Origin of the sequence: Thalassotalea euphylliae (assembly GCF_003390375.1) — a bacterium.
Classification (GTDB): Bacteria; Pseudomonadota; Gammaproteobacteria; order Enterobacterales; family Alteromonadaceae; genus Thalassotalea_F; species Thalassotalea_F euphylliae_A.
In genome coordinates this window covers 2,982,933-3,003,509 of record NZ_QUOT01000001.1, presented here as the reverse complement: position 1 = coordinate 3,003,509, position 20,577 = coordinate 2,982,933, and the positions used below count along the sequence as shown (strand labels likewise).

The 20,577-nt window shown below is 43.7% G+C and carries 21 protein-coding genes; 13 read left to right on the top strand and 8 right to left on the bottom strand.

Annotated elements, in window-relative coordinates:
• Window positions 1–97: 97 nt before the first annotated feature.
• The 3 genes from DXX94_RS13280 to DXX94_RS13270 all read right to left on the bottom strand — a co-directional run bounded on the left by DXX94_RS13280 (window position 98) and on the right by DXX94_RS13270 (window position 5,032).
• A complete protein-coding gene (locus DXX94_RS13280; protein ID WP_116016582.1) occupies window positions 98–1,552 on the bottom strand; it encodes a hypothetical protein in 1,455 nt (484 codons plus the stop codon).
• A 176-nt stretch (window positions 1,553–1,728) separates the two neighbouring features.
• Window positions 1,729–2,589, bottom strand: a complete 861-nt coding sequence (speB, locus tag DXX94_RS13275; RefSeq protein WP_220348101.1) for an agmatinase — start codon at window positions 2,587–2,589, stop codon at window positions 1,729–1,731.
• Window positions 2,582–5,032: a zinc-dependent metalloprotease gene (locus DXX94_RS13270; RefSeq protein WP_116016580.1), complete on the bottom strand. Its 2,451-nt coding sequence runs from the start codon at window positions 5,030–5,032 to the stop codon at window positions 2,582–2,584. The genes speB and DXX94_RS13270 overlap by 8 nt, the downstream gene beginning before the upstream one ends.
• Window positions 5,033–5,318: 286 nt before the next feature.
• On the opposite strand from DXX94_RS13270, the gene DXX94_RS13265 reads away from it, so the two are divergent.
• From DXX94_RS13265 to DXX94_RS13255, 3 genes are all read left to right on the top strand, one after another.
• Window positions 5,319–6,287 carry a class 1 fructose-bisphosphatase gene (locus DXX94_RS13265; RefSeq protein ID WP_116016578.1) on the top strand — a complete coding sequence of 323 codons (969 nt, stop codon included), beginning with the start codon at window positions 5,319–5,321 and terminating at the stop codon, window positions 6,285–6,287.
• 126 nt (window positions 6,288–6,413) lie between these two features.
• A complete protein-coding gene (locus DXX94_RS13260; protein WP_116016576.1) occupies window positions 6,414–7,337 on the top strand; it encodes a manganese-dependent inorganic pyrophosphatase in 924 nt (307 codons plus the stop codon).
• 182 nt (window positions 7,338–7,519) lie between these two features.
• On the top strand, window positions 7,520–7,975 hold the full coding sequence (locus tag DXX94_RS13255) for a hypothetical protein (protein WP_116016574.1): 456 nt from the start codon (window positions 7,520–7,522) through the stop codon (window positions 7,973–7,975).
• Window positions 7,976–7,997: 22 nt separating this feature from the next.
• Here the strand turns inward: DXX94_RS13255 and DXX94_RS13250 are convergent, their stop codons facing one another.
• Window positions 7,998–8,390 carry an MmcQ/YjbR family DNA-binding protein gene (locus DXX94_RS13250; RefSeq protein ID WP_116016572.1) on the bottom strand — a complete coding sequence of 131 codons (393 nt, stop codon included), beginning with the start codon at window positions 8,388–8,390 and terminating at the stop codon, window positions 7,998–8,000.
• 342 nt (window positions 8,391–8,732) lie between these two features.
• Between DXX94_RS13250 and DXX94_RS13245 the strand changes: the two genes are divergently transcribed.
• Window positions 8,733–9,125: a DUF3718 domain-containing protein gene (locus DXX94_RS13245; protein ID WP_116016570.1), complete on the top strand. Its 393-nt coding sequence runs from the start codon at window positions 8,733–8,735 to the stop codon at window positions 9,123–9,125.
• A gap of 227 nt (window positions 9,126–9,352) precedes the next feature.
• On the top strand, window positions 9,353–10,267 hold the full coding sequence (locus tag DXX94_RS13240) for a S1/P1 nuclease (RefSeq protein WP_116016568.1): 915 nt from the start codon (window positions 9,353–9,355) through the stop codon (window positions 10,265–10,267).
• An 88-nt stretch (window positions 10,268–10,355) separates the two neighbouring features.
• Here the strand turns inward: DXX94_RS13240 and DXX94_RS13235 are convergent, their stop codons facing one another.
• Together DXX94_RS13235 and fkpA are read right to left on the bottom strand one after the other, a co-directional pair.
• Window positions 10,356–11,588, bottom strand: a complete 1,233-nt coding sequence (locus tag DXX94_RS13235) for a glycosyltransferase (protein ID WP_116016566.1) — start codon at window positions 11,586–11,588, stop codon at window positions 10,356–10,358.
• A gap of 167 nt (window positions 11,589–11,755) precedes the next feature.
• Window positions 11,756–12,541, bottom strand: coding sequence for an FKBP-type peptidyl-prolyl cis-trans isomerase (gene fkpA, locus DXX94_RS13230; protein ID WP_116016564.1), 786 nt, complete (start codon window positions 12,539–12,541; stop codon window positions 11,756–11,758).
• A 119-nt stretch (window positions 12,542–12,660) separates the two neighbouring features.
• Between fkpA and DXX94_RS13225 the strand changes: the two genes are divergently transcribed.
• Together DXX94_RS13225 and DXX94_RS13220 are read left to right on the top strand one after the other, a co-directional pair.
• Window positions 12,661–13,653 (top strand): WD40 repeat domain-containing protein, encoded by a 993-nt coding sequence (locus tag DXX94_RS13225; RefSeq protein WP_116016562.1) that lies wholly within the window; start codon window positions 12,661–12,663, stop codon window positions 13,651–13,653.
• On the top strand, window positions 13,635–13,898 hold the full coding sequence (locus DXX94_RS13220) for a SlyX family protein (protein ID WP_220348097.1): 264 nt from the start codon (window positions 13,635–13,637) through the stop codon (window positions 13,896–13,898). Before DXX94_RS13225 ends, DXX94_RS13220 begins: the two co-directional genes overlap by 19 nt.
• Window positions 13,899–13,982: 84 nt before the next feature.
• Here the strand turns inward: DXX94_RS13220 and DXX94_RS13215 are convergent, their stop codons facing one another.
• Entirely contained in the window at window positions 13,983–14,177 is a 195-nt protein-coding gene (locus DXX94_RS13215; protein ID WP_116001935.1) for a YheV family putative zinc ribbon protein, read from the bottom strand.
• A gap of 131 nt (window positions 14,178–14,308) precedes the next feature.
• On the opposite strand from DXX94_RS13215, the gene DXX94_RS13210 reads away from it, so the two are divergent.
• The 6 genes from DXX94_RS13210 to DXX94_RS13190 all read left to right on the top strand — a co-directional run bounded on the left by DXX94_RS13210 (window position 14,309) and on the right by DXX94_RS13190 (window position 19,456).
• Window positions 14,309–16,216 (top strand): ATP-binding cassette domain-containing protein, encoded by a 1,908-nt coding sequence (locus DXX94_RS13210; protein WP_116016560.1) that lies wholly within the window; start codon window positions 14,309–14,311, stop codon window positions 16,214–16,216.
• Window positions 16,217–16,325: 109 nt separating this feature from the next.
• Window positions 16,326–17,051 carry a tetratricopeptide repeat protein gene (locus DXX94_RS13205; protein ID WP_258872167.1) on the top strand — a complete coding sequence of 242 codons (726 nt, stop codon included), beginning with the start codon at window positions 16,326–16,328 and terminating at the stop codon, window positions 17,049–17,051.
• A gap of 93 nt (window positions 17,052–17,144) precedes the next feature.
• Complete coding sequence (locus DXX94_RS19555) at window positions 17,145–17,273, top strand: hypothetical protein (RefSeq protein WP_258872166.1); 129 nt, start codon at window positions 17,145–17,147, stop codon at window positions 17,271–17,273.
• Window positions 17,274–17,422: 149 nt separating this feature from the next.
• A complete protein-coding gene (locus DXX94_RS13200; protein WP_116001938.1) occupies window positions 17,423–18,109 on the top strand; it encodes a flagellin in 687 nt (228 codons plus the stop codon).
• Between the two features lie 205 nt (window positions 18,110–18,314).
• Window positions 18,315–19,223 (top strand): hydrolase, encoded by a 909-nt coding sequence (locus DXX94_RS13195; protein ID WP_258872165.1) that lies wholly within the window; start codon window positions 18,315–18,317, stop codon window positions 19,221–19,223.
• Window positions 19,220–19,456 (top strand): YheU family protein, encoded by a 237-nt coding sequence (locus tag DXX94_RS13190; protein ID WP_116016556.1) that lies wholly within the window; start codon window positions 19,220–19,222, stop codon window positions 19,454–19,456. The genes DXX94_RS13195 and DXX94_RS13190 overlap by 4 nt, the downstream gene beginning before the upstream one ends.
• Window positions 19,457–19,482: 26 nt before the next feature.
• Here DXX94_RS13190 and DXX94_RS13185 read toward each other — a convergent pair whose 3' ends face one another.
• A complete protein-coding gene (locus DXX94_RS13185; protein ID WP_181901557.1) occupies window positions 19,483–20,319 on the bottom strand; it encodes a MaoC/PaaZ C-terminal domain-containing protein in 837 nt (278 codons plus the stop codon).
• Between the last annotated feature and the right edge of the window lie 258 nt (window positions 20,320–20,577).

Here is a 20,577-nt window from a genome sequence, read left to right as displayed (position 1 = left end):
TTCAGCGAACATAGCAGACTAACTATGTTCACTTGTTTATTGAAAGGTTTTATTAAAAGGTAATGCATAGAGAGCTCAGCATAAAAACACCATTGCCTTATAGTGTATTCGCTTGATAAGCCTTATTCATAACCTCCTGCGAAATATTGCTATTCCTATTTTGCGCGACAATGCGCTTAACCTTGAGCTTTGACTCTCGAACAAAATCAATAAATTGTTTGCTATAGCTGGGCAGGATATTGGCAATGGTATTATCGCGAGCGATTTCAAGAAAATCTGACTGATAAATCGTTCCGCTTTGCGCAAAGTAGGCAAAGCTTTGACGTTTTGAACGAGCACTCTCAAGCACATAAAATTGAACGCCATTGATCACTTGCTCATGACTGAGCGGTTCAAAAGAAAAGCTATCAATCTTATCCGTAAAGCGTGGATAGGCTTTTATTGCCGCAATCGTATAGTCATCGGCATACACTTTCGCCCCTTGTTCCACAAAAGGTAAAAGCCCTGTTATATGTTCACGATAAGGGTGAGTGACATAAACACCACTAATTTGCTTAGTAGGAAATTGCTGCTTGATGGTTTTCAACACAGATTCTGATAAGCGACTACTTCTTGGTGCGCCAAACACCATAATATTGCCGCCGTTTACGGTAAATAAGGTATTGTGCTTTTGTGATGCGTCGTTAATTAAGTAAAGGTCTTCAGCGATTTCAGTAGCAGCTAACGCTAAATATTGCTCAGCAGGTTTGATGCGATAACCATTGGGCAATGTGAGCTTCTCAGGTGTTATCTGCTCAATCACCTCAAACTTCTCAATTCGGGTTATAAAGCTGGGGATCACATCGCCGTTGTAGTGCTTAATCAATGAATGTGCGAAGTGGTAGCCATTGCTTGTTCGGTAATCGCCATAGAGAAAAATGCGTTTTCTCGCTTTGTTATTGATGGATTCTAAACGCAGCGGCGCGAGATTAAACACATACTCGATTTCTTTACCTTTAGCGCCCTCAGCCTGTCGATGCGCTAAAGTCACTTTTCCAGCGACTTTGTCTGGCTGAATGTCGATGGTCTCACTAATATCCTGACTAACACTAATTGTTTGCAGCAAAGGCCTTACCGCCAAGAAATCAAGATTCATTAAGGTTAAGTTTTTGTAGCGAGAGAAACTATTCATACTCTGCGCTATGGCACTTTTACCCAAGGAAATACCATTGCGTTCATAACGCGAGCTCTCGCTATCATTTTGAAAGTGCACTTCATCTAAATACAAGCCACCAGTAAAGTGATGCACAACATTTTGATAGTAGTGCTGCTTTTCCATATCAATATCTGTGACTTTAAAGGCTTTGTAGCGGCTAGGGGCTTGATAGTCCCATGATTGATATGGGTCACTGCGGCCAAAATAACTGTGAGTCAGTGAAAAAGCGCTAATTGAGGCCGTTTGCTGGTAGTGCTTTTGTAGTAGCTCAATAAATGCCTTTGCTTCACTCGCGTATGTGCTTGAAGTAACTCCTAGGTAAAGCAGCGCAAGCAGTATGAAGGTGTTAATTCGCAAAATAAATTCCCTTTTAAATTCAGTGAAATTAGTTTTTCAAATCCTTGACTGCTAACTAAGGTTAAAAAAGTGAAAGTGTTAATTAAATTTTATTATTAATGCCAAATCATCTACGCCAATTCAATCAGGCCAATTCAATCAGGCCAAATGAACCATGACAACCCCCACATGCTCAGTTACCCATTTAAGCTAGATTGAATAATCTTACCGGCCAGCTCTTTTGTCAGCTTTGCCGCAACTTGGGCAGTAATGCCGTCGATATCGCGATTGGGGTTAAATTCCACGACATCAGCACCGACAAGTGGCGCATCAATTTGATGGATCAGATTAATCACTTCACGTGTCGTTAAACCACCCGGTTCGCGGTGTGAAACGCCCGGTGCAAAAGCTGGGTCTATGCCATCAATATCTAGCGATAAATATACAGGTGTTTCAAATGACAATGGCTTAGCGAGCGGCCAATGCCGCATTTCATACATTTCTACCGAAAACTTTTCCGCTTGTGCAATCTGGTGAGCATTTAACGTACGAATACCCACTTGCACTAAGCGCTGACATAGCCCGTCTTCCATTACCCGAGCAAACGGGCAAGCATTCGAATACGGATTGCCTTTAAAGCTGTCGTATAAATCTGAATGGGCATCAATATGGAGTATGGTCAGCTCAGGAAAATACTGCGCGTAGGCTTTTAGCAGTGGATAGGAAACACTGTGATCACCACCGAGCGACAAGCATAAATTGCCTGCCGCGAGCTGCGCTAATGCCGCTTGTTCAATATCGTGGTTAAAGCCATATGGGGTAGATTTGCCCGCTAAAAAGCTAACATCCTCAACAACTTGCCACTGGGGGTTGTCAGCAAGGTTGACCCCAAGCTCAGTGCCCTTGTTAAGCGAGCCGTGCGCCAGCACGTTTTTGATCACGGCTGGCGCTTTAGCTGGGCCTCGTTCAAACGATGAATTATCATCAAACGGAATACCCAGCAATGCTAGCGAATGAAACTCGCTTAATAAGCTCTCACTTTGCATCAGCTTATTCATGACCAATCGGTGAGCCCGGCGGCAGCACAATGCTTGATGCCGGAGTGACGCGCTTGCCTTGCGCTAAGCTAAAGTCGATTTGCTCAGCCAATAAAGTAAATTGCGCTTTCATACCTTGGTGTTTACGTGATTTACGGTTGTCATCTAACCAGTCACCCAAGTCTTTAAGGGCGACATAAAGCTCAGCTCTAACTTCCGCCACCACTTTATCGCTATGCCACAGGGTAAGTAAGTGCTCAACCACTTGCTGATTAACGCGCTGCTGCACCAGCAAACCTAAGCCCTTTTCACTGTTTTGCTTGATGGTATTTTCTAGCAGCATATCCAACAGTTTTTCCACTGATGGAATATCTTTACCCATTAACGATTGCTGCTGCAATCGCGCTAATCGCTCGGCATTTAACAACAGTCCAACCGTATGTTTCGCTGCCGCTTCTGCAGCGCTGACTGGATCAAAGGTTAGCCCAGTGTTGGCTTTAAAACTTTCACGATTGCGCTGATAGCCATAGGCTTTTGGTGGAATTAAACCAATTAATTCGTCACTCAGGGTGAGCGTTTTAGGTGTTAAGGTCGCCAGTAAGGCGTCTAGCGCTTGGTATTGGCTATCACCCGCGACAGTTGAAACACCTACAACCTCACCTTCACCTTTAACTTCGTAGCTGTAATCAACACCAGCAACAAGCTTCACTGCCGCTTCCACTTGGTAGCGATGGAAGTTATAGATTGGTACTAATACCTGCTCGATTTCTGACAGCGGCGTGCCATTGGCAATTGAGTTAATACCAAAATCTTGCAATGCTTTTTCACGTACCGCTAAAACACGACTTAACTCAGTGGCGGCATTTTTGCCGTTATCCCATAAATGCCCTGTCGCATGACCGCCAGATTTTGGCCTTGCATCGGGATCCGACATATATTGCAGGCCTTGGCTTTTCGCCTGGGCAATCAAACCCGCGAGTGCTTCATCTTCAAGCTCAGGGGCAATATCACTATAACCATAGGCAATTACGTATTTGTCCCACGCACCAATGTCAGTGTCGTACGCGTTTGATAAATCAATTTCACCGTTATTGAGCGTGATATAAGGATGTGGGTAATCCATCACCGAGGCGCGATTATTCACACTGGCTGCAAAATTATGGGCAATACCTAATGTATGGCCGACTTCATGTGCAGATAGTTGGCGAATACGCGCTAGTGCCATTTCCTGTTGCTTGCTGGTATCTGCTTGTTCACCACTCTCCTCGTTTGTATCATTGCCAAATGGTGAAGTTAGGCCAAGGGCAATCAGGTAGTCTTGGCGGACACGTAATGAGCCCAAGGTAACATGGCCTTTGATAATTTCGCCTGTGCGTGGGTCAATAACCGATGCCCCATAGCTCCAACCGCGCGTGGCACGATGAACCCACTGGATCACGTTGTAACGCACATCCATAGGATCAGCATCTGCTGGTAACATTTTCACCTGAAACGCATCTTGGTAGCCAATCGCTTCAAACGCTTGATTCCACCAACGTGCACCGTCTAACAAGGCACTTTTTACTGGCTCTGGCACGCCCGCATCTAGGTAATAAACGATTGGTTCAACTGCCGGTGAAACAGCTGCCTCAGGATTTTGCTTTGCTAAGCGATGACGCGGAATAACACGCTGGATCAGTGGTTCATCAATTTTAGTGGCGTAATCGGCATGGCTAATTGCCCAATAGCCGCTGTAAGGGTGGAATGCACGTTCTTGGTAATTATCGTCAGGCAGTTCAATTAAGGAATGATGAAAGTTAACGGTTACCGCTGTGTTTTCTGGCGTCACTGATTTTAAGTAAGTGCCAGCACCTGACCCTTTAAACGTGATCGTTGCTTCAAATTCGGTATTTTTAGGAAAAGCTTTGGTGCGCTTAGCGTACAAGCCACTGCGCGTAGCATCGACTTTAAAGCTACCTTGTTTGCGCTGTTTTAAGCGCTCACCGACACCGTGGATATCAGAAAGTAAAAACGGCGTATAATCCACCACAACTTTGCCACTTTTGCTCGCTTTCGCCACTTTAAAGCCCCAAATAATTGAGCTGGCAAAGGCTTCATTAATGGCTTGGCGCTCAAGCTTATTATCGCTATTTGCACGGTAATAAGTATTATGTTGGCGTAAAAACACTTTTTCGCCAACACGCTCAAACTGTACTAAACGGGTACCACCAAGTTGACCACGATCTAAACCAATATCGTTAGAGCCAATACCGTGTGGCATACTGCTTTGAAATAAAAACGGCTGCTCAAAATTGTCAATTTCTAGGTAAACCTTGCCGCTATTTTCATCGTGATAAAACGAAAAATAGCCTGATTGATATTGCTTGTCTTTGCTAAATTCTGCGAAGTCAGCAGGCTCTGCCCGGGCGCTGGAAAGCCAGCTAAGGCAGAGTATCAGCACGGTTAACAGACGATTTAATTTCATCCTAATTCCTTATTATTTTTACTAAAAACGGTCACAAAATTGAGTTATAATCGGCTAAAAGTTAGAGTGAAAACTTTCAATAAATTGATCACCCGTGCCAACAGCGAAATGCATAACTTAACTAGCTTTTTGGCAACCGAGAAATTTTGCTCTAGCTAAGGCGTATTGAACATTAGAGACTGAAAGCTCAACACGCCCTACAATATACAGTTGGCGAAGGCGGATCAAATAGAAATCGACCAGCCAACAATAACTTGCCATCAACAACAAGCAACTAGGTAACCCTATGCAACGACTAGCGCCAGCATTACGCGAAGACGACGTACCTTTAGACTTAATCTCGTTAATTAAAACTATTCTTGCCGCCACTAAAGAAATTTCATTCCGTGTCAGCCAAGCGCAATTAGGTGGCTTAATGGGCTCGACTTTGGATGAAAACATTCAAGGTGAAGTACAGAAAAAGTTAGACGTGGTTTCCAACGAATTAATTAAAGATATTTTGCTGGAATCGGGCTTTGTTCGCGCCATTTCGTCAGAGGAGGAAGATACCTCAGTGGCTGGCGACCCTAACGGCAAGTTTTTAGTGTCGTTCGATCCACTCGATGGCAGTTCAAATATTGATATTAACTCGCTGATAGGCACAATTTTCTCAATTCACGAAGCCATTCCTGAGCTTGCCGCTGATGATCCTAAACAGTTCCAGCAACCAGGCCACAAACAAGTCTGTGCCGGTTATGTACTTTATGGCCCGTCGACCATGTTGGTGATGACCACAGGTAAAGGTACACATTTTTACGTACTCGACAGAACGCATGGCGGTTACTTGCTGGTTGAGCGCAATGTGCAAGTACCAGCCGACACCCGTGAGTTTGCTATTAATATGTCGAACCAGCGCTTCTGGCAAGCGCCAATGCAAAACTATATTAACGATTTAGTGGCTGGTAGCGATGGCCCGCGTGGTGTGAACTTCAATATGCGCTGGATTGCCGCTATGGTTGGCGATATCCATCGTGTACTAACTCGCGGCGGTATTTTCACTTACCCTGCCGATAACAAAAATCCAGAGAAGCCATACAAGTTACGCTTAATGTATGAAGCGAACCCGATGAGTTATTTAGTTGAGCAAGCTGGTGGTTTAGCGATGACCAGCGAAGGGCCGATAATGGATATTGAACCAAATGATATTCATCAACGTGTGGAAGTGATCATGGGTTCGAAAAACGAAGTAGAAAAATGCTTAAGCTACTATAACTAGCGAAAGTAAGCGCTAAACTCATTCGTGAAGCCGCAGACATTTTCGCCAATGACTGCGGCTTTTTTTTATCCACCAAAAACTGCTAGAATACGCGCCAATTAACCTTATTCGCTTGGAGAATTATCAATGCCAGCTTACGCGGTCGGACACAAGGTGCCAGATTCTGATTCAGTTTGTTCAGCAATCGCCCTATCGTACCTAAAAAACCAAATTGGTGAAGACGTAAAACCAGCACGTTTAGGCGAGCTATCACCAGAAACTTTATTTATCTTAGACAAATTTGGTTTCGAGCAACCTGAATTAAAAATGACGTTTGCTGACACTGACGGCATTTACGTGGTTGATCATTCAGATCGCATCCAAGGCCCAGACGATATCGACGACACCACAGTATTAGGTATTATCGACCACCACAAATTAGGTGATATCACCACATCAACACCACTTGAGTGTTGGATTCGCCCAGTAGGTTGTACTAACACCATTATTAAAATGATGTACGACTTCCACGGTGTTGAAATTCCAAAAGACATCGCTGGCGCTATGATGTGTGCAATTTTATCTGACACAGTTATCTTCAAATCACCAACCTGTACCACTGCCGATATTAAATGTGTTGAAGCATTAGCGGAAATTGCAGGTGTAGAAGACTACAAAGCGCTTGGCATGGAAATGTTTGAAGTGAAATCAGCGGTTGCTGGCACGCCTGTGCGTGACCTAGTGATGCGTGACTTTAAAGACTTCAATATGCACGGCAACAAAGTGGGCATTGGCCAGTTAGAGCTGATCAACTTAGCTCTAGTTGACGATATGAAAGCTGACTTACAGGCCGATATCGCGGCATTAAAAGCGGAAGGCGACTACCACAGCGTATTGTTAGTACTTACCGACATTATGAAAGAAGGCTCAGAAGTACTAGTCGTCAGCAACAATGACGACTTAACGGAAAAAGCCTACGGCGCAGCTTCTGTTGACGGTAAAGTGTGGATCGATGGCATTATGAGTCGTAAGAAGCAAGTAGTTCCACCACTACAAGATTCTTTAGCTTAATCGCTGATTAGTTACTGCACTAATAAACTCAGCTTAAAACCCAGCGTTAACGCTGGTTTTTTTATTGGCCTGAATTAAAGGTTAACGATAAAGCTACCTTGTAATAAAAGTGCTGGATTCTAAAACTGATCATCATTTAAACTTTAAAAGTTCATGAGGTTATTGATATCAAAAGGATTTAGATGACAATCAATGTAAAAAGCGCAGCCCAAATTAGTCTAGTGCTTGCCGCTACAATCGCCTTTGTAACGGCCATTGCCCATTTATCTTGTATTTGGTTAGGTGAAGCTTGTTACAGCGCCCAGATGGCGCCTGAGGTAATTATTGAATCCGCTCAACAAGGCACATGGCTAGCACCAATAGGAACAGTTCTAGCAGCGTCCATTTTTGTGATTATAGGTTTATATAACCTTTCCGCTGCTCAAATATTACGCCCATTACCTTTATATATTTTCGCCAATTACTTTATTGCTGCCATGTGCATTATTCGCGGGATACTACCTCTCCAGCTATGGCTACGAAAGCCAGAAAGAGTCAGTGAAGAGGCTCTCATCGCTGGGCTAATGTGGCTAGCGACAGGCGTATTGATTTTATCTGGTCATTGCGAAATGCGCAGACAACAAAGGAAAGCTCGCTAAGCTTGCCCAGTACAACAATCCCTTATAAATGAATCAATATCGACGCTTGATCCTTCTTGGTCATTTTCGAGACCACCAGCTTAAACGAGTTATCTATCATACGCTCAATTTCCCCCGTAGGTACAGAGCCATCTAAAATCACCGTATTCCACAGCGCGCGATTCATGTGATAGCCGGGGATCACGCTAGGAAATATATCACGCAGCATAACCGCTTCTTCGGGGTCACATTTTAAGTTCATGCAGTAATGACCCTCTAGCTTACCGTCAGTGCCTTTTTCGTTGCCCTTACCCAAGGACAAGGTGGCGAACATCTTGCCTTTTACTTTATAAACTTCAACATCTTCGCCAAATGGAAAATCTTTAATTGTTTCAGGCTTAGCAAGTAAATATGCCCTTACTTCTTGCTCGTTCATCTTTAAATCCTAATTAGAATAACAACTTAGTTGTAAGCACTAGTATAAACAGCACGCATAGAAAAGTGATCTTTGTCATGCTTTTCTACACTCGTTTACATTTCGACAAAGCTACGACATCAGTCACACACACTCTTTTGCTAAAAATACAGTCAAGCAAAACGGAATTGCTTTTATGGTGACAGCAGTATGACCTTGTCTACTTATTAGCGCATTACAGTAGCAATACAGTAACAAGGAACACCAAGTTTTAAAAACGGAACAATGTGAATACTTAGCTAGCGCTTGGTATCAAATGCTTAGCCATTGTCTTGGCTAACAATATTAGTTTAGGAGAGAACAATGAAACATAAATTACTCGCTGGTATCGCCGTAAGCGCCATTGTTGCAGGCTCATATGCGCCAGCTAGCTTCGCACAGCAATATAAATTTGTCGCCACTGACAGTTCACATGAAACCCGCCTATGCGTAAGAGCAGGTAATAACGACATAAAAGGTGTTAAAAGCACATTACGTAAAATGGGCATTCATGATCGCAAGGTAAACATCAATACTATTCGTTGTAACGACTTAGCGCCCGCCAAGTTTGCTTATAAGTATCAAGCAGATAACACGTTCAACTTTTTGAACAAATACAGTATTGGTAAAAACAAGGTTAATGCTTCTGTAACCATTCGCGACGTTGCCAAAGCAGGCCAAGAGCCAAAAATCATCTATGTCTCTGCGGCTAACTAGCCTCTGATATTGCTAAATATCGCACGCCATTGCCATTGCCATTCAAACTGCAGTTGCAACAAATAGAATAACAAGACAAGTAGTTCTTTGCTGCTTGTCGCTTATTCTCTCACCTCCCATTCGAATAACCTCAGATAAAACCAATTAATCGCGGTGAAAAACCATTGCACCATACTGGCAGCCATGACAGCATAGCTCGCTAGTTATTCGTATCTGCAAAACACCTCATGACTGCAAAAACAATCGTTTATTTAGCCAGTGCTGCAATTTTACTTATTGGCTCAGCTTTTCAACCCGCTTACGCACTTGGCAAACTTGGTCACCAGCTAGTGTGCGATCTCGCTTACCAAGCATTAACCCCTAACGCTAAAAGCCAAGTTGACAACTTACTCGCTAGCCTTAATAAAACAGAGCGAAAACGTATTAATCAATACAACTTTGCCCCAAAAAACAGTCCTATCACTTTAGGTAAAGCTTGCACTTGGCCTGACGCCATTAAAAAGCTTGATCATTACGACAAATATAAGCCGTGGCATTACGTTAACCTTGGCCGTGGTGAGCAAAAGTTAACCCACAGCACTTGCCAAAAAGACTGCATTACTCAAGCAATTCCCTATCATGCCAACCTAGTCACACAAGGTGAAAACGCTAAACAACGCAACGAAGCGCTTATGTTTCTGGGCCATTGGCTGGGTGATATCCATCAGCCGCTGCACGTCAGTTTTGCGAGCGACTGGGGTGGAAACAAAACGAAAATTGAAGCTCAAGACGTGAAATGTTCAAGCATGCATTGGTTATGGGATGAGTGCTTATTGACTCGCCAAACAAAACACAAAAAGTTAGCAGAGCAATACCAGCAAATGTTCAACCTACTGACTAAGCAACTTGCCAGTACACCAAATGCCGATATGGTTAAATGGCAAAACGCCTCAGTGATTGATTGGGCCAACGAATCATTTGCCATTGCGCGTTCGCCAACAACTAAGTATTGCCAACCTAACGCAAGCCAAACCTGCCAAGAGCGCAATTTGCCTGTGAAGTTGACCAGCGAAGAGTTAGATCTAATGTCACAGCAAATTAACCTTCGTATGTTGATGGCAAGTGTTCGACTTTCCCATCAGCTCAATACAAGCTTTCAATAAGGCCAACTATACTTAGCTCCGCGATATTTTTTCCAACGACATTTGGCTCAGCGACATTTTGTTAGAAAAGTGCTTTTCTTTCATACTGTTAGTTAATGAGTTGGTTTTTAGCCGCTATCCACTGCGACATATATTGGGTACTTTTATGGCTGTGATGATTGAGCATTAAGCCGATGAAGTTCTGTTGGCGATGCATTGTTAGCTGATTGGCGATGCACGTTAACTGCTCGCTAAACTGGTCAACAAACGGCTGGCTGGTAAACAGTAGTTTGCGATTTCGCTCAGCAAGTTCACTGGCAATTTGCCACTTGTCTTCATTCTGATAAAGCGCAATAGCTGCTTGTGCTAAGCCGTCAACGGTTTCCGCAACCTCACCAGCCCAGCCTAACTCAGTCGTCATACCCTCTGCGCCAATTGCGGTAGTAACTGACGGCGTGCTGCACAGCATGGCGTCACTTAACTTGCCTTTAATACCGGCACCAAAGCGCAGTGGTGCCAAACACACTTTAGCTTTCGCCATTACCTCAAAAGCATCTTCAGCCCAACCTTTGACCAGAAAGCCAGATTTTTCACAGTGCAAATCCGTCGCTTTTTTCGGAGGATAAGCACCGTAAATGTGAAGCTCAGCTTGCGGCAGCGCCTGACGAATTTGAGGCCAAATTTGCTGCTTAAGCCAGAGCACAGAATCCCAGTTAGGTGCATGACGAAAGTTACCTATCACAATAAAATTATCACGCTGAGTATAAGGCAAGCTGGGTTGTGATAATGCTTCTTCGTCATGAAGAAAAGGTAAGTAACAAAGGTGTGAGGCAGGCACTTGATAATGCTCAACCAACAGCGCTATTTCCACTGGCGAGATCATGATGGTTAAATCACAGCGATAAATCGCCGCAACTTCGCGAATCGCAAGCTCAGTATTTAGCTCGGTATTATCAAGGTGACCATCTTGTTTAAAAGCTTGATGGCGTGCATTACGTAAGCTTTGTAAATCTTCTGTGTCGAGAATTTGTAATGCATTAGGACAGTTTTTGGCAACGCGCCAACCAAATTGCTCTTCCACCATATATCTGTCGTACATTACTGCATCAGGCGCTAACTCGCTGACAAAGGCATCAAAGCTATCGCAATTCAGTGTGATTTCCTGCGCAGCAACATCGAGTGCTGCCAAGTCAATCATATGATCACTTGTATTGGCCGCGCTAACAAAAGTTACTTGGTAATCCAACGTTTGAAATAAACGAATAAGCTGAACCATGCGGCTGCCAGCTGCGGAAGAATTGGGTTCAGGCCAAACCCAACCAATAATAAGTAAAGATTTCATAGGAAATAGCGGAAATGAAGAATCTCTCTATTTTACGATAGGTACATGGTCTATCGCCACAGTTTAAAAGCTTACTCACATCGTAAAGTAAACCAGACATACCTAATTTTTTATAAAAAAAAGCCAGCAAGTAATGCTGGCTTTTAGTAACAAGAACTGTCAGAAAATTACTGTGCAGCTGGTTCCGCTTGCTCGCCTACTTCTGGTGCTGGCTCAGGCTTCTGAATTTCTAATAATTCAATTTCGAAATTCAATACTGAGTTACCTGGAATGCGCGGTGGGTTACCCATAGGGCCGTAAGCAAGATCTGAAGGGATAGTGAACTTATACTTCGCACCTACCGACATTAGCTGAACACCTTCAGTCCAACCGCGAATTACACGATTTAGCGGGAATATTGCTGGCTGGCCGCGATCTACTGAGCTATCGAATTTCTCACCGTTAATTAAAGTACCTGTGTAGTGTACTTTTACAGTGTCAGTTGCCGTTGGCTTTTCACCCTCAGCAGGGGTAATGATTTCGTACTGAATACCAGATTCAGTGGTCATCACACCTTCGCGTTTTGCATTTTCATCAAGGTATTTTTGACCTTCTGCTAACGCATCTTCTGCTTGCTTAGCAATTTGCGCTTGCTGCTTTTCTTTCATTTGCTGATCAAGCGACATTAATAAAGCTTGAATTTCTTCTTGTGGTAATTGTGATTTGCCTTCTAAGCTTTCTACAAAACCTTTTACGATCAGCTCTTTATCTAACGCTAAACCTAACTTCTCATGTTCTGCTAGGTTACGCTCCATGTACATACCAATTGACGCGCCTAAACCATAAGCTTGCTTGTCAATTTCTGCTTCCAATACTGGCGCTTGTGCTACAACTCGCTCTTCTTTTTTAGCTTCCTGACAGCCAAATACAGACACCATCGCAATTGCAACCAAAGTTGGTTTAAACAATTTCATTTAATACTCCAAAGTTGAACATAACAAAGACCACGGTGATTTTTATTATTTTTGTTCAATCACGTGAAAAAACACTTATACTAACGGCTATTGTGGTCAGAAAAAAGTATTAAATATTGATGTCGCTTAATCGATTGTTTTCACTCTGTAAAATTGCCGTTTTGCCATGGTTTTTAAGCGCTTGTCAGCCGAGTGATTCACAACCAATTGAACGGTGGCGACACGCTGCTGAAGGTGCGAGAGCAGCCGATATTTCCAATGATGGAAAATTGAGTGTTGTGTCATCAATTCATCATGGCATCAGCGTTTGGGATATCGATAAAAATGCGCTGAAATTTACTTGGTCACAACAACAAGACAACGCCGATAACTTAGTACTGGCTATCGATATTGCCGACAACAACTCACATGTGGTCACCGCCAACAGCGAGGCTTTCTCGCTGTGGAACGCAGAAACAGGTGAATCAGAAGGCTTTTATCAAGTCAGTGAATCACGCATTCGCGATATCGCTATTGCTAACAACGGTAATTATCTACTTATTGGTAAGTCCAACGGCAAAGTGGCTCACGTTACTATGGCCAACGGGCGACGCCTCGAATTTTTAGGCCATAGCGAGAAAATCAATACTGTTGATATGCTGCCCAATGGTCGCGTTGCCATCTCTGGTGGTAACGATTTTGTCGCCTATGTTTGGGACACCCAGTCAGGGCAAGTGATCTACCAATTTAACCATCCTAGCCGTGTTACTAAAGTCGCGCTTGACCCACAAGGTCGTTATGCCTTTACCGCAGATAGCAAAAAAGATGCGCATATTTGGAACTTAAAAACTGGCAAACTGGTTAACAGCTTAAAATATACGAATCGCCAAGAGGTGTTTAGCTCAGTGCGATTCTCACCCGACGGCACACAGCTGCTCACAGGTGCTCCAACACGTAAAGTCAGTCTGTGGAATATTGGCACTGGACAACGTATCGCCAGTTGGCGCGTAACGCCTCGCGAAGATATTCGCCCGGCTGGTGCCGTTGTTTACAGCGCCGCTTTTCGCGATAATAGTACCTTTATTACTGAAAGCTCCTCTGGATTCGCCGAACTATGGCCACTACCCCAATAACTGCTGATAACCCTAGCGGTACACATCAAGCAATGGAAGCGTTGGAACAACGCATTGAAGCGCTAGAAGCGAAAAACGCGTTTCAAGAAGATTTAATCGAGCAATTAAATCAAGAAATTACCATTCATCAAGCGGCAATCGCCGAAATGAAAGAACACCTACACCTTGTGGCTCAGCGAGTGAAAGATATGGCGCCGAGCAATGTGATGAAAGCTGAAGACGAGCCACCGCCGCCACATTATTAAAGGAACACACGAGCGACTTGTCACAATAAGTGGTTGTTAAGCCAGCAAAAGTGCTGGCTTTTTATTAGCTGATACTCGTGGCCGCTACTCAGGTTTAAATATACCAATCATTTGCTCGCTCTCGCGCACTTGCTTCTCAACATGCGCTTCAGGCTGTGTCATTTGCTCACCACAGCTCACACAGGTGACTTTTTCAATACCATTTTCTTTGGTAAGTGCCATGGTATCCATCGCCTTACAGCTCGGGCAAACTGCGCCCGCAATAAATCGTTTTTTCACGTTCGTTCTCTTTATTGTGCTTCTTACTAAACTTCTTACCGTACTTAGCCAGCATTTTAACTTGAAAGCCACTAGGGGTAAAAGCGACAATAGCGCCAATTTTATAAAGTAGTACTAATTGGAACGCGCACTTGATCACTGCCCAAGACTTAGATGTTTACCGAGGCTCAAAAGCCTTAATTACCAATGCCACCTTTACCGTGCACGCCAAGCACAAAGTTGGCTTAGTTGGCGCCAACGGCTGCGGTAAATCATCACTATTTTCTGTTTTTCTCGGTGGCCTAGCACCTGATAAAGGTGAGCTCAAAATGCCAGCCAAATGGCGTATAGCCACGGTAAAACAAGAAACACCTGCGCTTGATGCTAGCGCACTTGATTACGTGATTGATGGCGACACCGAATATCGCACCATTGAAGCAGAGCTTGAGCAAGCGCGACAAGCAGAGAACGGCACCTTAGAAGCCACCTTGCTAAACCAATTAGAAACCATTGATGGCTACAGCTTACCAGCGCGTGCTGGTGAACTTTTACATGGGTTAGGCTTTAGCCAAGCTGAACTTTCGCAGCCTGTTAAAAGCTTCTCTGGTGGTTGGCGCATGCGCTTGAATTTAGCACAAGCACTGATTAGCCGAGCCGACTTATTGCTGCTGGATGAGCCAACCAACCACTTAGACCTTGATGCGGTTATTTGGTTACAGCGCTGGTTAAAACGCTTTGACGGCACCCTAGTGTTAATTTCTCACGATCGTGACTTTCTTGACGATGTTGTCGGTCAAATTCTGCATATTGAGCGCCAAAGTGCCAAGCTGTACTCTGGCAACTACACCGCGTTTGAGCGACAGCGCGCTGAACATTTAGCGCAGCAAGATGCCGCTTACCAAAAGCAGCAACGCGAAGTCGCGCACTTAACCAAGTTTGTTGATCGCTTCCGCGCGAAAGCAAGTAAAGCAAAGCAAGCGCAAAGCCGTTTGAAGCGATTGCAAAAGCTACCTGATTTAGCGCCTGCTCATATTGATAGTCAGTTTACTTTTAGTTTCGAGCAACCTGAACATTTGCCTTATCCACTACTCTCCATTACCGATACCGACTGTGGTTATGGCGAAACCCGTATTCTGGCGCAAGCCAATATCACCTTAGTTCCGGGCACACGTTTGGGGTTGTTGGGACGAAATGGTGCAGGTAAATCAACGTTGATCAAATCGTTAGCTGGTGAGCTCGCCTTGCTGAGCGGCGAACGCTTTTGTGCACAAGACTTAAATATCGGCTATTTCTCTCAGCATCAGTTGGAGCAACTTCACGGCAATTCGACAGCGCTTGAACATATTTTACGTGACGCACCACATTTTGGTGAATTAGATGCTCGTAACTATTTAGGGCGTTTCGGATTTAGCGGCGATCAAGCATTGGCACAAGCCAGTACGATGTCAGGTGGGGAAAAAGCACGCCTAGTGCTCGCACTGATTGTATTGGCGAAACCACAACTACTGCTGTTGGATGAACCGACAAACCATTTAGATTTAGAAATGCGCCAAGCCTTAGTGATGGCACTACAAGATTTCCAAGGGGCGATAATCCTTATTGCCCATGATCGCTATTTACTAGAATCCTGTGTTGACGAATTTTTATTGGTCGGGCAAGGCAAAGTCACTAGCTTTGACGGAGATATCGACGATTACCAGCAATGGTTAAATGACGATAAAAAACTCAGCAAAGCACAAACAGCAGAGCCCAAAGAAGCGCAAAATTCAGGTGTAGATAAAAAACAGCAACGCCAGCAACAAGCTGAGTTGCGAAAGCAGGCTGCGCCACTGAAAAAGCAGGTCGATAAACTCAACAAACAAATGGAGCAATGGCAATCAGAACTCGACGAGGTTGAGGCCATTCTTGCCGACGGTGAGATTTATCAATCAGACGATAAGGCCAAATTATCTAGCCTGCTTAAACAGCAAGCGAGCTTGAGCGAGCAAATCAGCGAAGCTGAAATGGAATGGCTTGATTTAGAAGAAAAAATTGACGCGATCATGAACCCAATCGGGTAAGATAATTGTAAAGCGATGATCTGTAACGTGAATTCTAGTAGTTTTACGCACTTTTAATGCTCTTTGCTAAACTATCAATAACACGTTCATTTACGACAAGAGAGTTATTATGAACAAACTTAGCCTTGCTAGCCTAACCTTGGCGTTATCTTTAAGCTCGTTATCTGGCGTCGCCGCCGATTTAAAATCTGGCATTTATGAACTTAACCGCGGCCAATTTAAAGCCGCGATGGCAGAGTTTCAACCTTTGTTAGAAGAAGGCTACGCTCCTGCCCAGTATCAAGTCGCTATGATGTATAAGAATGGCTGGGGAATGCGTAAAAGCCTACAAAAGTCTTATGAATTATTGTCACTTGCTGCCGATCAAAACTACCCTGATGCTCAGTTTGAACTCGCCTTGATGTATACCGAAGGCGAACCGGTCGAAAAAAATTCGAAAAAAGCGTTTGAGCTGACTAAAAAAGCAGCAGAAAAAGGCCTTGCCAGCGCACAATTTAATTTAGGCGTAATGTATGCAGAAGGCACAGGAACCTATCGCGACAATCGCAAAGCTGTGCGTGAATACGAAAAAGCAGCCAAACAAAATTACGCGTTGGCTCAGTTCAATCTTGCGTTAATGCACTTTGAAGGCAAAGGCACAGAGAAAGACATTATTCAGTCATATATTTGGAATATCATAGCATCACGCAATGGGTATCAGCCCGCTGAGAGCAGCCGTGTGCTAGATGAGCGAAAGCTTCCTGTTGAAGAAATTAAAAAAGCACGAGAAGAAGCTGACAGTCTCTACCGAAACTTGCTTGCCCAAGCCGAAATCAGAGCAAAGAACAGTCAATAATTAATCAACTTTAACTGGCATTATTGATCTATATCACTATGCCGTTTTGCTCCTTATTTACAATGGTCGTCAGTAACAAATAAGGAGCATGTCATGGACATTCTAAAATCTTTCTTTAACGATCCTGTATTCTGGTTCTCGTTTGGTGGCTTGACTATCGTATTGGCTATTTGTGCTTACTACGTTTACTTCTTTATGAAGAACATTGCTGAAGACAAGTAGCACCAATTAATTTTATCAGCCGAAACATAGAGTTATTTATTGTCTTCATGGTTGGTTAACAAGCATAAATTTCACGTACAATTTTTAAACATTTTCTGCGCTAGCTTTGCTATAATGGAGCATAACTCAGATAATATGGTGTCGTCGTTATGATCTCTGTTAACCAACAATCTACTTCTCTCAGTTTTATTGAGCAGCAACGCCAACGTCAAGACGAAGAGCGCGAGCAACTTTCTTCTGCACGACGTATCAATCGTGCTGCCGATGACCCTGCTGGTCTACAAATATCTGAACGTCTTACTTCTCAAATTAATGCGAGCAGTCAGCTTAGCGTTAACGCTCAAGATCAAATCAATTTAAATAACGTTCAAGAAGCCAGCCTTACAGCTATCTCTGACAGCCTGCAACGCGCCAATGAGCTTTCAGTTCAATCTGGCAGTGCCTTCAACGATCCAAATGCTATTCAAGGTGAATTAGATCAGTTAACGGAACAAGTAAATGCTATTGCAGGCGAAGCATTAGGCGATCCAAACTTTTTATCTGGCTTAGATGCAAATGACCCAGCGGCAACACAAGCGGCACTTGAAACTGCATTTGAAAGTGTTAGTCAGCAAGCGACAGCATTAGGCGCAGACAGCAATAGCTTGGGCAGCCAAGTGAGTACCTATGAAACCTCTGTGGTAAACGTTAGTGCATCACGCTCACGTATCCAAGACACAGACTTCGCTTCTGCCAGTTCAGAACAAGAACAAGCTGAGGCTCAGTTGCAAGCTGCCATTATTACGCGCCGTGAAGAGGACTCTCGTCGTGGTTTGTTAGTGAATCAGTTGGTTTAGTTCAATTGCCTGTAAAGCAGATACCTTAATACAAACACAACTGTTCTATCTCAAGCTAATATCCGTATAATCAAGCCTACCCCATGAGTGTCATGGGGTAGGCTTTTTCTTTTCATAACTTATTTTCAAAAATACAGCCAAGATGATAATCAACAGCTCATTTAAACCAGCGTGGTGGCTTAGCAACGCTCACTTGCAAACTATTTTGGCTAAGTATTTTCGCAAACATCAGCGTATCGCACTGCACAAATCAAGCCTTGAAACGCCCGACGATGACTTTATCGATTTAGCGTGGACAGAATTGCCCGAGCGAAATAGTGCAAAACCGATTGTGGTTGTATTGCATGGCCTTGAAGGGTCAGCCGATAGCCATTATGCGAAAGGCATGTTAACCGCAATTAAGAATGCGGGTTGGATAGGTGTGCTGATGCATTTTCGCGGCTGCAGTGGGCGCCCTAATCGCCATGGACGTTCTTATCACTCAGGTGATACTCGTGATATCAACTTCTTATCAAATTGGCTGCAAAATCTTTACCCACAGGCTCCAAAAGCAGCAGTTGGCTTTTCATTAGGCGGAAATGTGTTAACCCGTTATTTAGCCGAGCACCAAGATCACCCTTATCAAGCTGCAACCGTGATCTGTGCGCCACTAGATTTAACCAGTTGCAGCCGTCGTATTGCCAAAGGTAGTTCACGTATCTATCAGAAGTACTTGGTCGATATGTTAAAAGCCAGCACCTTAGTTAAAGTTGAACAGCAATTGTTACCTGAAATCAATCCAAGCCGACTGGAAAAAGTCAAAGAGCTATGGGATTTTGATCATATGGTTACCGCTCCCGTAAATGGTTTTGCAAGCGCTGAAGACTACTATCAACGTGCCAGTGGTAAGCCCGTGATGGCCAAAATTAATGTTCCTTGTCTATTTATTCATGCCGCTGACGATCCGTTTTTGGATCATCAGCATATCGTGCCGGATCAACCACTGCCTGAGCATATAGATTTTGAGATTAGTGAAAAAGGTGGGCATGTCGGTTTTATTGCGGGCAAAAACCCGTTAAACCCAATTTATTGGTTAGAACAACGCGCACCTGCCTATTTGAGTCAGTTTTTATGATTATTCCCCATCAAGAAATACAGCCCGAGACATTAACAAAGCTAATCCAAGAATTTGTACTGCGAGAAGGTACCGACTACGGTTTAGAAGATGTCGAACTCACGCAAAAAATTGCGCAAGTAAGGCAACAATTAGCGAGCGGAGAAGCCGTGATCGTCTATTCAGAGCTCTATGAAACAGTCAATATCATCCCTCATACAGAAGTTGAGCAATATTTATCTGCATCGGAGTAAAGCACTTTTGCCAATCAGCACTAGGACTATTCAAGCGTTAGTTGCATATGACGCTCGGTAAAGTAGTTTGAGAATACCGCCAGTTTATTACCTGATTGCTCAACTAAACTCACCTTGCGCGGCAGATAACAGGCTTTGTTAAAGTGTGCTGTCACTTTTTGATAAGACTTGTCAGTATTCACTAGCGCCCAATGCATCTGATACATACCGTGTATCACACAAGCATGCATTCCTAACATTTTAGCCAGCCAAGGCTGCAAATGAATGGGGTTATAGTCGCCTGATAGCTTAGCATATTTGCGTGCTAACACTGGCGTCAATGTTTGATAAGCCACTGCTGAAAGCGCGTTCGCTACATCGAACTGCCGCCTTCTTTCACCCCGTTGATAGTCTTTAAATTTATCTAACAACTGATGCTCGCTAGTAAGGCAAACATTGTCGTTCTGCAACATCTCAATTCGAATACGGTAAACCAAGCCTTTGTCGCTTGCCTGACAGCCTATTAGGCTCAATATCAAGTCAAACGGCTGTTGCCAACTTACTGGCTGTTGTTCCTCAAAACTAGCACCCATATGAATCAAACCTATCAGACCGCTTGGCAGCTTAGCCTGCAATAACAACTGCCCAAGATAGCGATAGCTTTCTATAAACAAGTAGCTTATTGGTAAGGTTTGGCAATTAAAGAGTTGCTTAAAGCCTAGTTGGCGTGAATTGTCAGCTGCTAATCCATTAAGGCGAATGGCAAGCGGCGTAAAGCTATTACTCGGCAAGCAAGCAGATAAATCACTTTGCTGATTAACGAGCTTGTTATTCGTCAGTTTACTTTTGTTAGCATGTTTTCTTATGTGTGCTCGGCTTATCAATAAATTGCAGAGTAATCTCGTAAGCAACCGAAACTTCGGTGCCGGTGTCTGAAGTAATGGCGTCATGATAATTTTTATTATTGTTATTTTTTGATTGAAGCCGTGACCATCTGATCACATAGAGACATCCTGTCTATATCATTTTTCATTTCATTAAAGTGGCATACCGTATGCCCCATACCTCACCACTCATTGACGTCCTGTCTCTCTAGCGTCCACCAGTGCAGCATACCGTATGTCCTATACATCGCCACTCAT